We start from the raw sequence: 19652 nt of genomic DNA on the forward strand, positions 1-19652 counted from the left end.
GGCCCGTTCACGGCGAGGGCCGCCGCTCAAACGAAACATAGATGCAACGACGCATTGACTCATAGACGCATAGGGCCTAGGTTCCGTATCGCGATCCCTGCATTTCAAATTACGGAATTTCTCGTTAATTGTTGCTTCGTCACGGTTCAAGGAGGTCCCGTGATCGACGCTGCTGCCACATCGCTCCCGGCCGCACCCCCCGGCACGCTGTCCTTCCTGTCCACCGTGTACGACCACGGCCACCCGCAGACGGTGGCCTACGTCGGCGGCACCGCGCTCGGCTTCCAGAACGACCAGTAGGCGGCCATCGGACACGTCATCCGACACGCCGAAGGGCATGTCGCCGATGACGGCTACGGGTTCCCGGGAGGCAGCCGACGGATGGTCGCTGCCCGGGCTCTCCTTCTACCCACCTTCCCGGCCGCCGCACCCAGAGCGGCCCAGGCAACACAGCGGAGGAGATCGCGATGACCGCCGTCCCGGCCGACGCGGCTCGGTCCACCCCCAAGGCGCTACGGCTCGCGGCCCGGCTGCGGGCCCGGATCGGCGCCGACAAAGTCCTCACCGACCCCGCCCAACTGCGCACCTACGAATGCGACGGCCTGACCAACTTCCGGGTGCGGCCCGCCGTCGTCGTCCTCGCCGCCCACCGCGACGACGTGGTGGAGACCGTACGGCTGTGCGCCGAGGCCGGTGTCCCCTTCGTCGCCCGCGGCTCCGGCACCGGACTGTCCGGCGGCGCCGTACCCGTGGCCGACGGAGTGCTCATCGTGCTCTCCCGGCTCCGTCGTATCCTCGCCGTCGATCCCGACAACGCCCGTGTCGTCGTCGAGCCCGGCGTCATCAATCTGTGGGTCACCCGGGAGGCCGCGCCCTATGGCCAGGCATACGCGCCCGACCCGTCCTCGCAGCAGGTCTGCTCGATCGGCGGCAACGTCGCGGAGAACGCGGGCGGCGCCCACTGCCTGAAGTACGGCTTCACCGTCAACCACGTCATGGGCGCCGAAGTCGTCCTGCCCGACGGCGAGGTGGTGCACCTCGGCGGCACCGCGCCCGAACACCCGGGCCTCGACCTGCTCGGCGCGTTCGTCGGCAGCGAAGGCACCCTCGGCATCGCCACCCAGGTCACCGTCCGCACCATCCAGGCCCCGGAGACCGTACGGACCATGCTCGTCGGCTTCCACACCGTGGAGGACGCCGCCGGAGCGGTCAGCGACATCATCGCGGCGGGCATCGTGCCCGCCGCCATCGAGATGATGGACGCCCTCGCCATCGAGGCGGCCGAGGCCGCCGTCAACTGCGGTTATCCGCAAGGAGCGGTCGCCGTCCTGGTCATCGAACTCGACGGCCCCGAGGTCGAGGTGGCCGAGCAGTTCGACCAGGTGGAACAACTGGCCACCGCACGCCACGCGTTCGAGACCCGGATTGCCCGCGACGCCGCCGAGCGCGCCCTGATGTGGAAGGGCCGCAAGTCGGCCTTCGCCGCCGTCGGCCGGATCAGCCCGGCCTACTACGTCCAGGACGGCGTCATCCCGCGCACCCGGCTGCCCGAGATCCTCACTGAGGTCGGTCGTCTCGCCGAGTCCGCCGGGATACGCGTCGCCAACGTCTTCCACGCGGGCGACGGCAATCTGCACCCACTGATCCTCTTCGACGACACCGTCCTGGGCGCCGCGAACGCCGCCGAGGAACTCGGCTTCGCCATCCTCGACCTGTGCGTCGACGCCGGCGGTTCCATCACCGGGGAACACGGCGTCGGCCTGGAGAAGAAGTCCCGGATGGCCCGACAGTTCACCGCCGACGACCTGGACACCATGCACCGCGTGCGCTGCGCCTTCGACCCCGACGGCATCGCCAACCCCGGCAAGCAGTTCCCGACACCCCGGCTGTGCGGCGAGCGGCCCGGGGTGCGCACCGCCGCGGACACGCACGACCCGGCGCTGGGTGAGGTGTTCTGAGATGACCGCGCTACATCACATACGCCCGGCCGTCACCGTGGCGGGCACCGTACCGGCCGACGCCGTCGAGCCGACGACCACCGCGCAAGTCGCCGACGTCCTGCGGTCCACCACCGGCACCGTCGTCCCGGTCGGCGCCGGCACCAAGACCGGCTGGGCCGCCCCGCCCACCTCCTGCGATCTGCTGCTGAGCACGACCAGGCTCGACCGGGTGGTGGAGCACGCGCCCGGCGACCTCGTCGTGGTCGCCGAGGCAGGCGTCCCGCTCGCCGCCCTGCAACAACAGCTCGCCGAACACGGCCAGATGCTCGCCCTCGACCCGCCGGAACCCGGCGCGACCCTCGGCGGCATCGTCAGCGCCAACGCCTCGGGACCGCGCCGCCTGCGCTACGGCACCGCCCGCGACCTGCTCATCGGCGTCACCGTCGTGCTCGCGGACGGCACCGTCGCCAGGTCCGGCGGCAAGGTCGTCAAGAACGTCGCCGGATACGACCTCGGCAAGCTCTACACCGGAGCACACGGCGCCCTCGGCGTCCTGGCCTCCACGACCTGGCGGCTGCACCCGCTGCCACCGGCCAGCGGGGCCGTCACCGTCCCCGTGCACGACGCGGCGGAGGCCGGGCGACACGCCGCGCTGCTCTCCCGCTCCACGCTCACCCCCACCGCCGTCGAACTGCACTGGGGCCCGGACGGAGGGGAGTTGGCGGTGCTCTTCGAGAGCACCGCCGCTTCCGTGCAGGCGCAGATCCGGGCCACGATCGCCCTGCTCGGCGCCGGGACCTCGGCCGATAGGCCGCCCGCCTGGTTCGGCATCCGGCCCGCCGGCCCCCTCGTCCTGCGGCTGGCCTACGAGCCCTTCGCGCTGCCACGGGTGCTCGACGCACTGCCGGACGGCGCCTCGGGCACCGTCTCGGCGTGCTCCGGGGTGGGGTACTTCGCGGTGCCGCCGGACACCGACCTCACGGCGCTGCGGGCGGCGATCGCGCCGTACGACGGCTCCGCTGTCGTCATCGCCGCCGACGACGCGGCGCGCGCCGCACCGGACCACTGGGGGCCGGTCGGTGACTCGTTCGGCCTCATGACACGGGTCAAGGACCGGTTCGATCCGGAGCGGCGCCTGTCGCCCGGCCGACTGCTCGGAGGACTCTAGATGACCGCGGACACCCCCAACGGGCCGCTACCCGCAAGGAATTCGGCAGACGGTACGGTGGAGCGTCCGGCCACCGCACCGGCCTCGCCGCCCGTGCTCGGCGTCCCCGTAGCACCCAGCGCCGGCGCCGCCACCGTCGCACTCGGCATGCCGGCCAGCGCGCCACCCCCCGGCAGCCCCTTCGACGCGGTCCACCCGCCGGACGCCGCGCTGATCGGGGACTGCGTGCACTGCGGCTTCTGCCTGCCCACCTGCCCCACCTACGTGCTGTGGGGCGAGGAGATGGACAGCCCGCGCGGACGCATCGACATCATGAAGGGTGGCCTGGAAGGCGACGCCTTCGACGCCAACAGCGTCCGCCATCTCGACCAGTGCCTCGGCTGCATGGCGTGCATGACCGCCTGCCCCTCGGGCGTGCAGTACGACAAGCTCATCGAGAGCACCCGCGCCCAACTCGAACGCCGGGTCCGACGACCTCGCGGCGAACGCCTGTTGCGCGCCCTGATCTACCACCTCTTCCCCTACCCCCGCCGCCTGCGTGCCCTGCGCGGACCGCTGCGCGCCTACCAGGCCAGCGGCATCGGACGGCTGCTCGCCCGCGCCGGAGTGCTGAGGTGGCTGCCGCGCCCACTCCAGGCCATGGAATCGCTGGCCCCGAAGCTCGGCCACGTCGACAAACTGCCGGAGCACACCCCCGCCGTCGGCACCCGACGCCGCACCGTCGGCCTGCTCACCGGCTGCGTCCAGGGCACCTTCTTCCCCGACGTCAACGCCGCCACCGTACGCGTGCTCGCCGCCGAGGGCTGCGACGTGATCGTGCCGCGCCGCCAGAGCTGCTGCGGGGCGCTGTCCGCACACGCGGGCCGGGCCCCCGAGGCCGAGCGCTTCGCCAAATCCGTCATCGAGACGTTCGAGGCGGCGGGCGTGGACACGGTCGTCGTCAACGCCGCCGGCTGCGGGTCCAACCTCAAGGAATACGGCCACCAGTTGCGCGACGAGCCCGGCTGGGCCGAACGTGCCGAAGCCCTCGCGGCCAAGGCCATGGACATAACCGAACTCCTGGACCAGCTCGGCCCGGTGGCCCCGCGGCACCCCCTCCCGATGACCGTTGCCTACCAGGACGCCTGCCACCTCTCCCACGCCCAGTCCGTCCGGGACCAGCCCCGCCACCTGCTGCGCGGCGTACCGGGCCTGGAAATACGGGAGTTGGCGGAGGCGGAGATCTGCTGCGGCAGCGCGGGCACCTACAACCTGCTGCACCCGGAGCCCGCCCGTGAACTCGGCGAGCGCAAGGCGAAGGCCGTGCTGGCGACCGGAGCCCAGGTGATGGTCACTGCGAATCCCGGCTGCTGGATGCAGGTCGCGACCACCCTGACCCGCATGGGTGAACGGATGCCCGTGGCCCACACCGTGCAGGTGCTCGACGCCTCGATCAGAGGCGTCCCCGTGGACCGGATGCTCGCACGAGCGCTCGACGGCCCCGGCACGGTCCTGCCGTACGACACCACCCCGAGACCGTCACCACGGAGCAGCCCTCCCGTGGCGTGAACCCGTCCTCTCCAGCGTCGTAGAAAAAGGGTGCACCATGCTCCTTGCCAACTACCAACAGGATTACCGCCCATTGGGAGACTCGCTCGGACTGTCCTCCCTCGTCGCGATCCTCCCGCTGCTCGTGCTGTTCGTGCTGCTCGGCGTTCTGAAGATGAAGGCGTGGCTGGCCTCGCTGATCTCGCTGGTCGTCGCCGTGGTCATCGCCACCGGTGCGTACTCGATGCCCCTCGGGGACGCCCTCAACAGCGGGCTGCTCGGTGCCGCGTTCGGCTTCTTCCCGATCATGTGGATCGTCATCAACGCGATCTGGGTCTACAACCTGACCGTGGAGACCGGGCACTTCGACGTCCTGCGCCGGTCGTTCGCGTCGATCAGCGACGACCAGCGCGTGCAGGCCATCATCATCGCCTTCTGCTTCGGCGCCCTGATGGAGGCGCTGGCGGGCTTCGGCACACCCGTCGCGATCTGCTCGGTCATGCTGATCGCCCTGGGCTTCCGGCCGCTGAAGGCCGCAAGCGTCGCGCTGGTCGCCAACACCGCACCGGTCGCCTTCGGCGCGATCGCCGTGCCCATCACCACGCTGTCGGGCATCACCGGTCTGCCGGTCGACGACCTGGGCGCCATGGTCGGACGGCAGACACCGGTGCTCGCCCTGTTCGTACCGCTCGCGCTCGTCTTCATCGTGGACGGCAGGCGCGGGCTGCGGCAGACCTGGCAGCCCGCGGTGCTCTGCGGTGTCGTCTTCGCCGTCTTCCAGTACCTGTCCTCGAACTTCTGGTCCGTCCAACTCGCCGACATCATCGCCGCGTTGGCCGCCGCGCTGGCCCTGCTGCTGCTCACCCGCCTGTGGCACGCCAGCGAGACCTACACGGAGACGGACACCGACACCGACGGCTTCGGCAACGCGGCCGACGGCGGCCGCGGCGCTGCGGGCCGCACCGGCGACGGCACGGGACCCGACTCCCGGGGCGGGCTGCCGGGCGGCAGCGGCGAGGGCCAGTACAGCGGCTCCTCCGACTCCGACCTGCTCACCCGCGTCAGCTCCGACACCGAACGTCCCACCCGCGACTCGCCGTTGGACATCTTCAAGGCGTACGCGCCCTACCTCGCGATCATCGTGGTGTTCGTGCTGGCCACCCGCGTCCCGGCGATCACCGGCAAGGCCCCGGCCAAGGCCGGCGACACCGGCACCGGCATCGAATCGGTGACGCACATCGTCAACTGGCCGGGACTGCACATCACCAACGCCGGCGGCGACCCGGTCGCGACCACTTTCAAGCTCAACTACCTGTCGGCGGCGGGCACGCTGCTGCTGATCGCCGGGGTGCTCAGCATGCTGCTGCTGCAGGTCGGCGTCCGCCGCAGCCTGTGCGCGTACGGCCGCACCCTGGACCAGCTGAAGTTCGCGATCCTCACCGTCATGCTGGTCCTCGGGCTCGGCTACATCATGAACGAGTCCGGCCAGACCACGACCCTCGGGCTCTGGGTGGCGGGCGCGGGCGGCGCCTTCGCCTTCCTCTCGCCGATCCTCGGCTGGCTCGGCGTCGCGGTCACCGGTTCCGACACCTCCTCCAACTCGCTGTTCGGTGCACTCCAGATCACCGCCGCCCACCAGGCCGGCCTGTCACCCACCCTCATGGCGGCGGCCAACTCCTCCGGCGGCGTCCTCGGCAAGATGATCTCCCCGCAGAACCTCGCCATCGCGGCCGCTGCCGTCGGCTTCGAGGGCCGCGAGGGCATCCTCTTCCGCCGGGTGATCGTCTGGAGCCTGGTCTTCCTGGCCTTCATGTGCGTACTCGTCTACCTTCAGAGCACTCCGATCCTGGACTGGATGGTCGTCACCCCGCACGCCACGACCGGGGGCTGACCGGGCACCCTGCCCCCAGGCGCCGCTGCCCCCGGGGACCCGCCGCCCGCCGCTCCCGCTCCGGCCCGCACACATATGCGGGCTGGAGCAGGAGCCTTTCTCGCCACGACACTGTGGGAGGGCATACGGCCGGGCGAGGCAGCGGGTGCGTCGTTGCGCATGCCTGCGGGTGCGAAAAAACATCCGCCCAGGTCACAGCCTTGATCATCGATCTATTGGAGTGCGGCCGCTGCTCCTGGCCTGCTCCGTCGCGACCATCGTAGGAGCACGACCTGGGCCGACTCCCTGCGCAGCCAGGCCGACGCGCCGCTCGCCTGCGACCTCCTCGAGACCGCATCCACACGTACGACCTGCGTGAACTGGTCAAGACGGTCTCGGTGGGCAAGAGCGAGACGGACACCGACCCGAAGGTGACGTCGTACACGTACACCGACCGCGGCCAGACTACAAGGCGCCCTCGTGCGGGCTGCGGCGGCTGGCACCCCAGCCACAGCGCAGCAGTCCCGGGTCGAAGAGCTCCTACGCTCGCGGGAGACCTTGGCGGAGGACCTGTTCAGCGCCTTAAGCCGGCGTGGATCACGTAGGTCCGGTGTACTTCATGCTGCACGGCGTGCGGAGTGAGGAGCGGGCCCGCGAGCTTGCCGCCGCCTTCCATGCCGCCCTGTACGGGTCTCAGTTGCCGGCGAAGGCATCGCGATGGAACACGGTGTCCTTGCGGGACCGGTGGGTGCTTTTGGCCCCCTAATCGGTGCGACTAGGTGTCGAGGAACTCGGGGATGAAGATGTCGCGACTGGTCAGCGGGCGCTTGGAGAGGCCCTGCTCGTGGTGGTAGCGCAGGAAGGTGTCGACCGCCTTGCGGTTCGCGCGCATGCCGTAGGGCCACCAGTCCTCGCCGAACAGGCTGCGGTTGTGTTCGAACAGGCTGCTGAACCAGGGTGTCACCAGGCTCATGTGCTGCTTCGCGGCGTCCTCGATGTATTTGCGTTCGGCCAGGTCCTTGGCCTTGACGAAGGCGCGGTAGACCGAGCGCAGATCCTCGGAACGGTGCACCAGGTCCTTGCGGACCGCGACGATGTGCATCGGGGGGAAGATCCCAGTGCGCCGGTAGTAGTCGCGCTCGACGTTCTCATAGTCGGGGAAGAGCCGGGCGATCTTCGTCGATCCCCGCAACATGGCCTGGGGCACGTCGACCGAGATGAGCGCGTCGATCTCTCCGGACTCGAGCATGGCGCCCAGGGTCTGGCCGTCGTCGGCGTGCCGTACGTGCACGCCGTCCGGCACCGGCTGCGGGAGCCAGTCGAACGCGGGGATGGGATGGTCGGTGCCGCCGATGACCCAGCGGCACTGGTCGACGGTCACGCCGTACTCGTCCGACAGGATGCCCTTGGGCCAGACCCCGGCGTCGTGTCCGAAGAGCGCGAACTCGCCGAGTGTCTTGCCGGCGAGGTCCTGCGGCTTCTCGATCCCCGCCTCGGTGTTCACGAAGATGGCGGAGTGCCGGAAGTTACGGTTAGGGAAGATCGGCAGCGCCATGAATGGCGCGTCCGCCAGGTCGAAGGTACGCAGAAAGTAGGTCAAGCCGAGTTCCGCTATGTCGTAGCGGCCTTCGAGCATGTGTCGGAAGAGGTCCGAGACCAGGGGCTCCGTCTCAAGGGTGGCGTCCACCCCGTCGATCTTCACGCGGCCGTCAAAGAGCGCCTCGGTGTGCTCGTACCGGTAGGTGCCGATGGTCAGCTCGATGCTCATCAAGATCCTCGCTTCCGTGAATGACCTTTCATTTTCACGATGGGTCCGATATGGTTCGATGTCAAGATGAATGATCATTCACTTTGAGGGAGGCGGGCCATATGCCGCGCATCACGCCCGAGCGTCGGGAAGCCAAGCATGCGGAGATCGTGGCGGCAGCGCGCCGGTGTTTCGCGCGGGGCGGCTTCCACCAGACCTCGATGCCGGACATCGCCGCCGCAGCCGGCGTTTCCGCGGGTGCCCCTTACCGCTACTTCGCAAGCAAGGAGGAGATCATCCTGGCCATCGCCGCAGACGCCTTCCGGCTGATCTTCGAGCCCATGGAGCGGGTGGCCGTGGCCGCTGACGCCCCTTCCCTGGGCGACCTGTTCGCCGCCTCCCTTCAGGCGCTGAGTGCCGAGACCGTCACGGACGCTGCAGGGCAGGTGGTGCCGGTCGAGGAACTGCTGCAGTGCGTCGTGCAGACCTGGTCGGAACTGCTGCGCAACGACGGCCTGCAGGCTCGCGCCTTGGAAGGCTTCGAAAGGGTCCGTCGCAGCATCGCCGACGCCCTGCGCCGCGGACAAGCGGCGGGCGCTGTCCAAGCCGTGGAGCCGGAGAGTGGCGCACGGGTATTGATCGGTCTGCTGCACGGATTCCTGCTCCAGCGTGTGGCCTTCGGCTTGGCCGACACGGCGGGATTCAACGACGCCGTCCGGGGATTGCTCGACGGAGCCGAGCGCCCGGACAACACTCCGCGGTGAGCGTTTCCCAGTTCAGGCGGAAATCTGCTGCACATGCGGATGCGTCACCCCCGCATCCGCCGGCGCCATTGATGGCCCACTCCGCGGTGGTGTTCCGCTGACAGGCCACGGACGGCGGTGGGGGAGTGGCGCCCAGGCCGGGTCCGGGTTGGGATGATCACAATGAACGACCACAACTAGCCGTATTATTACCAAAGTTGGGATTGGGATGCGTTCGCGATGCGGTCACTGTGAGCGTTCGCCGAACCTTTCCTTCCGGGCCCTCCAGGCCCTCGTGACGCGCCGCCGTGAGCAGTAGACAGGTCCTATTCGAACCCGCTAATGATCGGCACCTTGGAGACGACGGCGCGCAGTGGGCGGTGGGTCGCACCCAACAGGATGGCGTGCCCGCCGGCATAGCTGGTACCCCACGGGCCGGTCCGGTCGACATCGCCCTCTGGCCCGTTCTCCAGGTCATGAAGGGGCATCGGCCTGACGGGCACCGCTGTTGACCGTGGTTGTCCGCTCGGGAGGTACGCAATGGGTACGACGCCACACGGTGTACGAGTGACTCCGGTGCCTGAAGCAGCGAGGTACCGGAGCGCTTCAACGGTGAGAGGTGACACTTTCCTGCGTCATGCGTCTGCCGCCGGTGAGTTCAGGAAGGGAATCGCACCGGTCAATCAGCCCTGCATAGCGGTGTCGTTCACGGGGCCTCGGGGGCGTGGTGCGGCAGGAAGCGAGGGGGCACCGCCGCTGCGAGGGTGGCTGTGGTGGCGCAGACGGTGACCGTGGTCCATGCGACGGGGCCCATCGGGGTGCAGCCGAAGAAGTGGCTGACACCAGGGGTCTGGACGATGGTGATCAGGGTGGCGGCGGAGAGTGCCGCGGTGGCCAGGACGAGGGGACTGTGCCAGTCGGTGATGAGGGTCTGGCCGAGCTGCGTGGTGATGAGGGCGGCCAGGCCCATGGTGCCGGCGCGGCGTGGCCGGCCGGTGAGGCGCCCGGTCTGCCAGGCGCTGAAGGCGCCGAGTGCGGTGGCGGTGCCACGGATGGCGAGGAGGCGCGCGAGTTCGGGTCCCAGGAGCGTGGGAGTCGGTCTGGCGGCATGGGGGGGTGTCGCCGGACCGGGGCGTGCGGGAGGGAGCGATAGCGACGGCGAGCGCGGGCAGCATGTCGGTCAGGAGATTGACCAGGAGCAGTTGCCGGGTGCCAAGAGGGGCTCGTCCGGAGAGAGCGGTGCCGAGCACGGTGAAGGCGACTTCGCTGGCGTTGCCGCCGAGGAGGATCGCGACGGCGTCACGGACGCTGTGCCACAGGGCGTGGCCCTCGTGCACGGCATCGAGGATGCGGCTGGGGTCGAGGTCGGTGAGGACGAGGTCGGCCGCGGCGCGGGCCGAGGTGGAGCCGTGGGCGGCCAGTCCGATGCCGACGTCGGCCAGGCGGATTGCGGCGGCATCGTTGATTCCGTCGCCGGTCATGGCGACAACGTGCCCGGTCTGCTGCAGCGCCTGGACGATGCGGACCTTGTGCTTGGGGGAGACGCGGGCGAAGACCGCGGTCCCGTCGGTCGCCTCGATGCGTTCCGGTTCGGGCAGGGCGTCGAGGTCGGCCCCGGTCAGGACGGTGTCGTTCTGCGGGATGCCCAGGTCGCAGGCGATGGCCGCGGCGGTGGCGGGATGATCACCAGTGATCATGATGACTCGCACACCCGCGGCGGTGAGCCGCTTGACGGTCTCGGCCGCCCCGGGCCGGGGAGTGTCGGAGATCGCCAGGAAGCCCAGCAGGGTCATCTCATCGACCAGTTCGGCCAGCTGATCGGCTGGGTGTGTCGCAGTGGTGGGTGTGCGCTGGGCGACGGCCAGGACCCTCAGTCCGCCGCCCGCGAGGCGCCCTACGAGGCGGTGCGCGGGTCTGCCAGCAACGGCTGCGCGGCGGCCCATACAGCGGCCTCGTCGAGGCCGTCCGCGGCATCCGTGGCGGTCACCGACAGCAGCCTCGGGTGAGCCGTGCACAAGACCGACGAGTCGATCACCACAGCAGAGACCCTGTCCAGCAGCCGCAGCACCGCCCCGTCCATCGGGACCACACCGTCCCGGGCCAGGTCCCGGCCCACCTGCGCGCAGAACGCCTCCCGCCCCATACCCGTGGCCTTCGGCACCGTGGCCAGGATCGCCTGCGCGGCGGCCTCGGGGCTGCGGACCCAGGCCCACACACCTGCCGCACCCAACAGGGAGGCCGGCGAGGTCCGTTCTCCGCATTTCTCCACCGGCCCGGCTGGCAGCGGCACCGGCCGGGGCTGTCGCTTTGGCGCGTGCCGCGGCAACCGTCCCCCCGCCACGCCGACCAGCTCCCTCTCCAGCCGCCGCCACGCCGACCAGCTCCCTCTCCAGCCGCCGCCACGCCGCCTGCCGGGCGCGGATCTCCGCCAACTGCCACGCGCTCTGGACCCCGTCCAGGACCAGCGGTGCGATACCCGCCGTCGCGGCATGCGCGCAGGCCTGGCCCACCCCGAGCACCATCTCGGCGTGTGCCCGCCCCAGCCGGCCTTCCAGCATCCTGCGCAGCCGTGGCTGAGTCTCAACCATGACGACGGGCACCCGCAGCACCGGAGAGAGCACGGGAAGTGGCGTCACCCGGCGGGCTGCGGCCATCAGCAGCCCCAAGGAGTCCGCAACCAGCGACGCCCCGGCCAGCACGGCCGGGACGGTGTCGAACGGTGGATGCGGACGATCGCCCGCGAACGGCTCCCCGCCACAGCCGTGCGCCTCCTCCACGCTCTCCACCAACTCCAGCAGGGCGCCCACATCCAGGCGGTCCTCCTCGACACCGACCACCACCTGTCCCAGTGCCGCATTCACCTCCGCCCATGCCACACCCTGAAGCCCGCACAGCGCACCGGTCACCTCGTGAGCCGGCCGCTCATGCTGCTCACCGCACCCACTCAGTCCACGCACCTCAATGTGCGCCCGGCCCGACCGGGCCCACACCCGCCGGTGCCCACGGTCCGCACCCGCGTCCAGCAGCACGCTCACCGCTTCGACAAGCCCGGCCGGCACGCCCGCGACCACATCGCCCACCGCGCGTCGCCCCCTCTGCGCCGTATCGGCCAACGCGGCTCGCGCCGAGCCGGCAGCCGACGCGGCCGCTCCCACGGGCGCGGTGAACGCGGTCGGAATCGGCTGGAGAACCACGCCCAGCCAGGAAAGAGGAAGCCCGCTCCACGGTGGCACCGGCAACTCCTGCTCTCACTCGTCCTGCAACAGCACCCCACTCGCCGGGACGCAGTCCACGCAAACATGTCCAGGACCGTCACGGCGCCGCAGGCGTCAGAGAAGAAGAGCATCGCAAAAACGGATAAAAGCCACAAAATAGGCCCACCCGTCTGGACGAGCCGGCACACCGCCACGAGCCCGAGCACCACACGGGCCCCCGACACTGAACGAGACCGTGCGCCGACCTTCGGGGCACCGCCGCGGTCCCGTGCGCGCCGTGCATGCACCCCGGCTCTGGCGGACGCCCGGCGGCGTGCATATCGAGGTCCTTCGCCCGGTATGGCGCGAGACGGCGGGCGCGATACGCGTGGCGGAGACCACGCTGCGGGGTTGCCGAGGATATGCCGTGCCGGGGTGAACGGCACTTGGGCTGCGTGTACGTCGCTTGCAAGGCGCAGGCCGATCTGGAGCGCGTCGTCGCGGTGGTCGCCGCGCCGGACACCATCGCGCGCGAGGGAACCGCGGTCGGAGGAGGAACGGCAGCTGACGACCGGGGACGGAACTTGAATCTCTCGACAATGCCGCGCTCGTGCGGACCCTGCCGCGCATCATGGTCTTCGCCCGGGTGACCCCGGCGCACAAGGTCCGCATCGTCACCACGCTGCGCTCAGTCGGCTGGATCGTCGCCGTCACCGGCGGCGGCGCCAACGACGCGCCCGCCATCCGGATCGCCCACGTCGGCATCGCGTTCGACTCCCGGGCGACTCCAGCGGCCTGCTCCGCCGCCGACGTGGTGGTCACCAACGGCCGCATCGAGACCATCGTCGAGGGCCGGGCCATGTGGGTCTCGGTGCGCAAGGCGCCGGGCGTGCTGCTCGGCAATCTCGGGGAGATCGCCTTCACCCTGGCAACCAGCCTGCTCACCGGGCACAGCGCGCCGAACGCCCGCCAGCTGCTCCTGGTCAACCTGCTCACGGACATGGTGCCCGCCATGAACATCGCCGCCCGGCCGCCGGCCGACCGCGCGGGGAAACTACGCGCGGAGGGGCCCCGAGGCTTCGCTCGCCGCGGCTCTCACGCCCCACATCCGGCTGTGTGCCACCGTCACCACGGCGGCGGCCACTGCGGCCTGCGCGGTCGCCGGGGCGACCGGAACCCGGGGGCGCGGCGGCGCCGTCGCCCTGCTCGCCTGGTGACATCCCAGTTGTTTCAGGGGCTGCAGGACGCGGGCCGCGACCCGGTGGTCGCCGCAGCAGTGATGACATCTCTGATGATGCGGGGCATGATCGTGACAGTGCCCGGGCTGAGCCACTTATTCGGCAGCCGACCCCCTGGGCTCAACGGGCTGGACGATCGCGCTGACGTCGGCGACGGCATCCGGGGTATTACGCACCGTGGTGACAGACGTCCCCCGTCGGCCGAGGCGGGGAACATGGCACCCCGGAAAGAGAGAGTTCACCTTCAGGTCATGTGACTGCCGCCTGCCAGATGCCGTGGGACCGGACAAAGGAGAGGTCCCCAGCACAATCCTCATGAAAGACGGCCGATCATGCCGCACATTCTCACCAAGATACTGACCCAGGTGGCGGTCGCCCTGCTGGAGGCCGCGCTGCTTCGCCTGTCCGCCCAGCTCTGGAAGACGTTCACCGCCGGCCGGCAGCCGGCGACCGCGCACGCCTGATCGGTCATGCGTATCTGACCACCTCATGCTTCCACCTGGTCCGCGTTTATCGACCTCCAAACATGGAACGTGGCCGAAGGGAAACGAGCTCCCCACCACGGGAGGACAAGATGACTCCCCCAAAGGCACGGCGAGAACCACCACCGCCCCCGGGTGAGACGCCTCGAACGGCAGAAGAGACGCAGCAGGCCCCCGAGGCGGCTACGGAGCGCCGCCCGGGGGAGGGGCAGCGCCAGGCGGGCCCGATGGGCAAGGTGGTGCACTTGCACACTGCGCACCCCCGGATTCCCATCCCGTATGTGACCCCGGGCGACATGTTCAAGGGAGTTCGTGGAGCCACCTCGCGGTTCCCCTCGCTCCGCAAAATGACCTGCTACGGGGTCTTGGGCGGCATGGCCGTGGCCGGAGCCCTGGAGTGGCCGGTCGCTGTCGCCATCGGCGCCGCCACCGAAGTGATCACGCGCGAGCAAGCGGCACGGAAGCGAGCCGAGCAGGTGGAGGAGCAGCGTCGGCAGCCCAGCACCGATCCTTCCACCCGGAGGAAGGCCGCCCAGCCCGCGCAAACGGCGATGGCGTGACTGACGGATTCACACCGTGAACGGCGGTGGGTCCCGAGGCTGTCCGCCACTGGCCCCACCTGCGTCACAAGCCACATGACACGCGGAACGTTTCGCATGTGGCTGGGGCAGAGCTTCGACCATCTCGCGGGTCTCGGGGCGATGCGGGCGATTGTTTCAGGGGCCAACGGTGGTCAAGGGGGCCGGGTGGCGCGTCCCTGCCAGGCGGGCGACAGTGACGCCAGCCTCCCCACCCTTCCCTCCTCCACCAAGAGGTGAAGCAGCACTCCGGGTGGCGTTCCGGGACGCCACGGGGTGAAGATCCATCCTTCGGGCGCGGGCCTCTGCCGCAGCCGACGAGCCCGACACCGGGCCGCCGTACGCCCAGGGCACGGTCGGCTTGGTCACCTGGCGTTCGATCCGGGACAGTGAGCCTTTTCCAACCTGCGGCAGGTTGGCCGCGATTGCCATGCTCGACCGCTCATGCGCCTTCGGTGTCCAGTCGCTCTGCGGACTGGAGCAGGTACTCGGGCAGTTTTGAACTGGCCGCCAACACTTCGATGCCGATGAGGCGGCCCTCCTCGTCGAAGTCGAGGTTGATCATGCCGTCGACGTCCACCGGGTCGCAGGCGTACATGCTCGCGGAGTGCACTCGGGCTTGGGGCTCGGTGAAGTACACGTACGCTGCGTCCACGGATTTGTCATAGGTGACTTTGACCTCCGCCACGGTGAGCCGGCTCCTTGGTGTAGCTGATGTCGGTATTTTCCTCGTTCGCACTGTGAGCGGCCTTGCCGGTCTCAGACCGACCCTGCGAGTCGCAAGGCCAGGACGGCCTTGACGATGTCGGTGATGCGGGTGGTGCTGCAACGGAGTTTGCGCAGGAGGCGCCAGCCTTTGAGAGTGGCGTTGGCCTGCTCGCCGATGGCGCGGATCTTGGCGTGGCAGGAGTTCACCGCTCGCTTGCCGGCCGGGAGCGTGCTCCAGCGGCCCCGGTAGGGCACGCGGATCGTGCCCCGGGCTCCCTGGCAGCCCTTGTCCGCCCAAGTCCTGACGCCGGCTTCCGCAAGCGCTTCGATGATGCCCTGGGCGCGGGCGGCCTTGATGTCGTGGACGGCGCCTGGCAGCGCGGGTGAGACCCAGAGCAGGCGTCCGAACGGGTCGGTGAGGACCTGGACGTTCATGCCGTGGCGCTTGTGCTCGCCGGAGTAGAAGGGGCGGTCCGCGGCAATGCGGTCGATGGCCAGCAGGGTTCCGTCCAGGATGACGAACGCCTTGGTCCTCGCTGTCTGCACGGCGTCGGCGAGCGTGGGCGCCAGCGCGGCCAAGACCTCGATGGCCTCGCGGACGTAGCGGTACACCGTGGATATGCCGATGCCGAAGCCTGTCGCGAGCTGGGCGTAGGTGTCCCCGCAGCGTAGGTGCGCGAGGACGAGCAGGGCCTGGCGCCCGGCGGTGAGCCGACGCCAGCGGGTTCCGGTGCGCAGGCGGTGAGCGTACAGGTGGCGGGTCAGATACCCCAGGCTCGAAGTGGACAGATCGATCGCGGATGGAACTCCGCACTGGTTCCGCCACCGCGACAAGCGGCTCGGCCAGTACCTCGGTCACCGTTGCACGGGCATCCACCAGACGCTGAAGCGCGCGTTCCGCCTCGCCGAGCGCGGCCTGCACCCGCTCGGCCTCCTCCTGCAACCGTGCGACCTCTTCCCGCACCTCCTTCTCCCGGGCCTCCAGCAGACCGAGCACCGACGGCACCAGCCGCCTCCACAAGCGATGCGAGCGAACGAACCGTCCGCATCTCTCCCGCCGTCAGCCGGAGTTCATTCCCACCCAGCCCAACCAAGCGATCACGTTCGGAAAGCGGATGGTGTCTGAGTCACGCCGGGAGCAAACCGGCCTGGGGACATCGCCCGAATTTTGCCTGCTCGTCATCTCCAGGTGGCCGTTGATGCCATCCCGCGCTCGCTCCGATCCAGTCCACTGGAGCGCCCCCCTCAACCGGACCTGAGAGAGGACGCACGTTGGGACGCATGCTCAAGCGCGGGCTCATCACGCTCGTCGCCGTCGGCCTTGCCTCTTCCGTACTGCCGGCCGCCACCGCATCGGCGGCCGGCAGCCCACTGACGCTCGCCGTGTTCGGAGACTCGCCGTACGGCAAGTCGGCGTACGCGCCCGCGGGCCAGAGCGCCGACACCTCGCAGTTCCAGAAGACGCTGGCGTTCATCGGTACCATCAACAGCGATCCCACGGTCAGTGAGGTCATCCAGACAGGCGACATCCACTCGGGCAAGGAGTTCTGCACCGAGGACTACGACGCCTCGATCGCGACCGCGTGGCAGACCTTCACCAAACCGCTCGTCTACACGCCGGGCGACAACGAGTGGGCCGACTGCCACAAGGCGTCGAGCCTCACCTCGCCCGGCCAGGGCGGCGGCCTCTACGATCCGGCCGCCGGCGCGATCAACTACATCGGCACAAGCGGTCTGTCCACCAACCCCGCGGACTGCGTCAGCTACCGCTGCGGCAACCCGCTCGACAACCTCGCGAAGATCCGCCAGGACTTCTTCGCGCAGCCCGGCCACACCCTCGGCAGCGGCACACTGAACGTGGTCTCCCAGGCCACCGCCTACGACCCGAACCACCCGGGCGACGCCCAGTACGCCGAGAACGTGAGATGGGCACAGAACGACATCGTCTTCGTGACCATCAACGTGCCCGGCGGCTCGAACAATGACACCGACCCCTGGTACAAGGTGCCGACCGCGACCCAGGCGCAGACCGACGAACGGAACGACCGGACCGCGGCCGATGTCCGCTGGCTCGATGCCGCCTTCGCCGACGCCGAGGCCAAGCACGCCAAGGCCGTAGTGATCTCGACGCAGGCCGACATGTGGGACCTCGACGGCAAGAGCAAGGACCACCTGACGAACTACGAACCCGTCATCAGCGAAGTGGCGGCGAAAACTACCGAGTTCAACCGTCCGGTGCTCATGCTCAACGGTGACTCGCACCTGTACCGCTCGGACAACCCCCTGTCGTCCACGGCGACGTGCACCGGCGAGACGGACCCGGCCACCGACGCCAGCGTATGCGGCCACGACACGGGCAACAACGCGTGGAACGAGCACCCGTACTACAACGTCGCCAACTTCCACCGCATCGTCGTACACGGCAGCACCACACCACTGGAATGGCTCAAACTGACTGTTGACCCCAACGCCAACTACCCCCTCACCGATACGACGTACGGCCCCTTCAGCTGGCAGCGGATGTCACAGCCGCAGCTGTAGCCTGCCGACCGGACCCCGGCCACGCGCTCCGGAACGGACTCCGTGGCCGGTCACGTCACCTCCTCAGGTCCTCCTGACCAACGTGTCGGTGTGTGATCAAGCAGGTGGCGACGCCGGGAACGCTTCGTGGATGTCGTCGCGCCGTTCCCACCGGATGTGTAAGCGCCGGAAGCCGCGCACCGCCCCTCCATACACTCCACTCCTCCGAGCCCCCGTCACGGTCGCCGCCTGTCCATGACGGACTGGTGAGCGGCACACTGTCCCCTGGGGCGGGTCGCTCACCGCGGTCCTGAGCATCCCCGGCACCGCGTACATCGCCGTGGCGCGCACCTGGGCGTAATCGCGGGCATGCCGGACGTGAACGGTGGCCAGACGCGCCGCGAAGTGTGCCATGGCCGAGTCCTCGTGCGTGAAGGGCAGCCGTGCGCGCACCGCGACAGCGGTGCCGTACAGACGGTCTTGGCTGCTCAGCGGAACCGAGAGGGTGTACGGCGGCCCGCCCGAAGAGGCGATCGGTTGTCCCTCGTCCTGTGCCCCGACGGAAGGCGCGGTGCCAGGGCCCGGGCTCCCGAGTAGGCCGTCGGAATCGTCAACCGCGCAGACGGCCACGTCCGCTCGGCCGGCGTCCCCGGCCCCACCCGTCAGCTCCACGGATGCCGCGTCGCACAGGTGACGACACAAGAACCGGGCCAGTTCCTCGCACGTGGTCCGCCCAATCCGAAGCGGTGCCGATCGTCTCGACCGCCTGCTCGAGCAGCACCAACCGCCGCGCAGCCGGCTCTCCCACCGACTGGCCGCGCTCGCCACCGTCGCCCCTCACTTGCCGTCATGCCTCCCTGCCGACCCCGCGACCACGGAAACCGCCATACCATCAGCCGAGCGGCGCGGAGCACCTCATCGACGCACCACCGTCCACCTACGCTTTCGGTGTCTGGCACCCGACCGATGCACAGCGGGAGAACGGCATGAAGGCGGAAGATGCCCTGTGCGCCGGTGTGCGACTGGTGCACGCTGACAGCGTGAATCTGGCCGAACTGGCGGACCAACGCCTGATGGATTGGTCGGCCCTCTCGCGCGGGCGTGGCTCCTGCGGGGAGCGGCGCTGTCTGTGTGCCGCAGATGGTACTGAGATCGTGCATTTCCACGGGGACTGCGAGGCCGAAGTGCATCTCACTCGTCCCCTGATAGCCAAGCTCCAGCCCGTACTGCGCCGGTCCAGCGCGGTCGCCCTCTCCCCGGCATCCGGCTGGGTGGCCGTGCGCCTCGAAGTGTCGTCCGACATCGATCTGCTCGCCACTCTGGTGAGCGCTGCCCTCCTGGGCGCGGACCGTCTGAGCACGGCGACATCCGCTTGTACGCCACCTGACCTCTGCGGGCACGGTGCCCGCTGCGTCTGACGGCGTCGCGACCCGTCTGCCGGGCCCTCCTGGCGGCGGGAGGCGACGCGAGGAAAGGCTACGAGGCAGCCGCCCAGCAAACAGCCGGACGGCCCTGGCCCAAGCGGACGGCCGTACCGAGAATGGGTGGCGAAGCAGCCACTCGTCCGCGATGTCCCAGACGGAGTGAGCCATGAGTGATCCCGTGATCGTCGGTGTGCAGGACGGGTCTGCGTCCAGCCTCGACGCGGTCGTCCTCGCGGCTCGTGAGGCGCAGCTACGCAGGGTGCCGCTGTGGATCGTCCACGCCTTCGGCCGCGCCTCGATGCACCCGCGGCCTGGCGCGGCACCGTGGAGTTCGGCCCACTTCGGCCTGCAACCGATGGCGCACGGGACGCTGGTCCGCTCCGAGGAACAGGCCCATACAGCTGCACCGGGCATCGAAGTCACACGGTCCGTGGTAACCGGTGGCCCGCGCCAGGTGCTGGAGAGCAAGTCACGTCAGGCGACGCTGGCGGTCATCGGCACGCGGGCCCGTTC

16 protein-coding genes and 1 pseudogene are annotated in these 19652 nt (G+C 69.6%); 12 read left to right on the forward strand and 5 right to left on the reverse strand.

Going from position 1 to position 19652, the window contains the following annotated elements:
* Positions 1-159: 159 nt before the first annotated feature.
* The 5 genes from R2S09_RS32155 to R2S09_RS32175 all read left to right on the forward strand — a co-directional run bounded on the left by R2S09_RS32155 (position 160) and on the right by R2S09_RS32175 (position 6526).
* Positions 160-300 (forward strand): hypothetical protein, encoded by a 141-nt coding sequence (locus R2S09_RS32155; protein WP_306191847.1) that lies wholly within the window; start codon positions 160-162, stop codon positions 298-300.
* 167 nt (positions 301-467) lie between these two features.
* Positions 468-1958 carry an FAD-linked oxidase C-terminal domain-containing protein gene (locus R2S09_RS32160; RefSeq protein WP_316744823.1) on the forward strand — a complete coding sequence of 497 codons (1491 nt, stop codon included), beginning with the start codon at positions 468-470 and terminating at the stop codon, positions 1956-1958.
* 1 nt (position 1959) lies between these two features.
* Positions 1960-3108, forward strand: coding sequence for an FAD-binding oxidoreductase (locus tag R2S09_RS32165; RefSeq protein ID WP_316744824.1), 1149 nt, complete (start codon positions 1960-1962; stop codon positions 3106-3108).
* Positions 3109-4656 (forward strand): heterodisulfide reductase-related iron-sulfur binding cluster, encoded by a 1548-nt coding sequence (locus R2S09_RS32170; RefSeq protein WP_316744825.1) that lies wholly within the window; start codon positions 3109-3111, stop codon positions 4654-4656.
* Positions 4657-4693: 37 nt separating this feature from the next.
* Complete coding sequence (locus tag R2S09_RS32175; RefSeq protein ID WP_316744827.1) at positions 4694-6526, forward strand: L-lactate permease; 1833 nt, start codon at positions 4694-4696, stop codon at positions 6524-6526.
* Positions 6527-7280: 754 nt separating this feature from the next.
* On the opposite strand, the gene R2S09_RS32180 is transcribed toward R2S09_RS32175, so the two are convergent.
* On the reverse strand, positions 7281-8273 hold the full coding sequence (locus R2S09_RS32180) for a 4,5-dihydroxyphthalate decarboxylase (RefSeq protein WP_316744828.1): 993 nt from the start codon (positions 8271-8273) through the stop codon (positions 7281-7283).
* A 101-nt stretch (positions 8274-8374) separates the two neighbouring features.
* Between R2S09_RS32180 and R2S09_RS32185 the strand changes: the two genes are divergently transcribed.
* On the forward strand, positions 8375-9016 hold the full coding sequence (locus R2S09_RS32185) for a TetR/AcrR family transcriptional regulator (RefSeq protein ID WP_316744829.1): 642 nt from the start codon (positions 8375-8377) through the stop codon (positions 9014-9016).
* A gap of 685 nt (positions 9017-9701) precedes the next feature.
* Here R2S09_RS32185 and R2S09_RS32190 read toward each other — a convergent pair.
* Both R2S09_RS32190 and R2S09_RS32195 read right to left on the reverse strand, forming a co-directional pair.
* Positions 9702-10079 carry a cation transporting ATPase C-terminal domain-containing protein gene (locus tag R2S09_RS32190; RefSeq protein WP_316744840.1) on the reverse strand — a complete coding sequence of 126 codons (378 nt, stop codon included), beginning with the start codon at positions 10077-10079 and terminating at the stop codon, positions 9702-9704.
* Positions 10080-10287: 208 nt separating this feature from the next.
* A pseudogene (locus tag R2S09_RS32195) lies at positions 10288-11649 on the reverse strand (HAD-IC family P-type ATPase); the annotation flags it as partial.
* 1150 nt (positions 11650-12799) lie between these two features.
* On the opposite strand from R2S09_RS32195, the gene R2S09_RS32200 reads away from it, so the two are divergent.
* The 3 genes from R2S09_RS32200 to R2S09_RS32210 all read left to right on the forward strand — a co-directional run bounded on the left by R2S09_RS32200 (position 12800) and on the right by R2S09_RS32210 (position 14469).
* The gene (locus R2S09_RS32200) at positions 12800-13684 is read left to right on the forward strand and encodes a hypothetical protein (protein WP_316744830.1); all 885 of its coding nucleotides are present in this window, start codon (positions 12800-12802) and stop codon (positions 13682-13684) included.
* 75 nt (positions 13685-13759) lie between these two features.
* Complete coding sequence (locus R2S09_RS32205) at positions 13760-13891, forward strand: hypothetical protein (protein ID WP_306191837.1); 132 nt, start codon at positions 13760-13762, stop codon at positions 13889-13891.
* Positions 13892-14136: 245 nt separating this feature from the next.
* Complete coding sequence (locus R2S09_RS32210; RefSeq protein WP_306191836.1) at positions 14137-14469, forward strand: hypothetical protein; 333 nt, start codon at positions 14137-14139, stop codon at positions 14467-14469.
* 460 nt (positions 14470-14929) lie between these two features.
* Here the strand turns inward: R2S09_RS32210 and R2S09_RS32215 are convergent, their stop codons facing one another.
* Both R2S09_RS32215 and R2S09_RS32220 read right to left on the reverse strand, forming a co-directional pair.
* Positions 14930-15175 carry a DUF2283 domain-containing protein gene (locus tag R2S09_RS32215; RefSeq protein ID WP_306192627.1) on the reverse strand — a complete coding sequence of 82 codons (246 nt, stop codon included), beginning with the start codon at positions 15173-15175 and terminating at the stop codon, positions 14930-14932.
* A gap of 71 nt (positions 15176-15246) precedes the next feature.
* Positions 15247-16029 carry a transposase family protein gene (locus R2S09_RS32220; protein ID WP_316744833.1) on the reverse strand — a complete coding sequence of 261 codons (783 nt, stop codon included), beginning with the start codon at positions 16027-16029 and terminating at the stop codon, positions 15247-15249.
* A gap of 447 nt (positions 16030-16476) precedes the next feature.
* On the opposite strand from R2S09_RS32220, the gene R2S09_RS32225 reads away from it, so the two are divergent.
* From R2S09_RS32225 to R2S09_RS32235, 3 genes are all read left to right on the forward strand, one after another.
* Complete coding sequence (locus R2S09_RS32225; RefSeq protein WP_316744835.1) at positions 16477-17736, forward strand: hypothetical protein; 1260 nt, start codon at positions 16477-16479, stop codon at positions 17734-17736.
* A 965-nt stretch (positions 17737-18701) separates the two neighbouring features.
* Complete coding sequence (locus tag R2S09_RS32230; protein WP_316744836.1) at positions 18702-19133, forward strand: luciferase family protein; 432 nt, start codon at positions 18702-18704, stop codon at positions 19131-19133.
* A 172-nt stretch (positions 19134-19305) separates the two neighbouring features.
* Positions 19306-19652, forward strand: a 347-nt coding sequence (locus R2S09_RS32235; RefSeq protein WP_316744837.1) for a universal stress protein, incomplete at its 3' end; no start/stop codon positions are given.

Origin of the sequence: Streptomyces sp. MK7 (genome assembly GCF_032658145.1) — a bacterium.
GTDB lineage: Bacteria > Actinomycetota > Actinomycetes > Streptomycetales > Streptomycetaceae > Streptomyces > Streptomyces spiralis.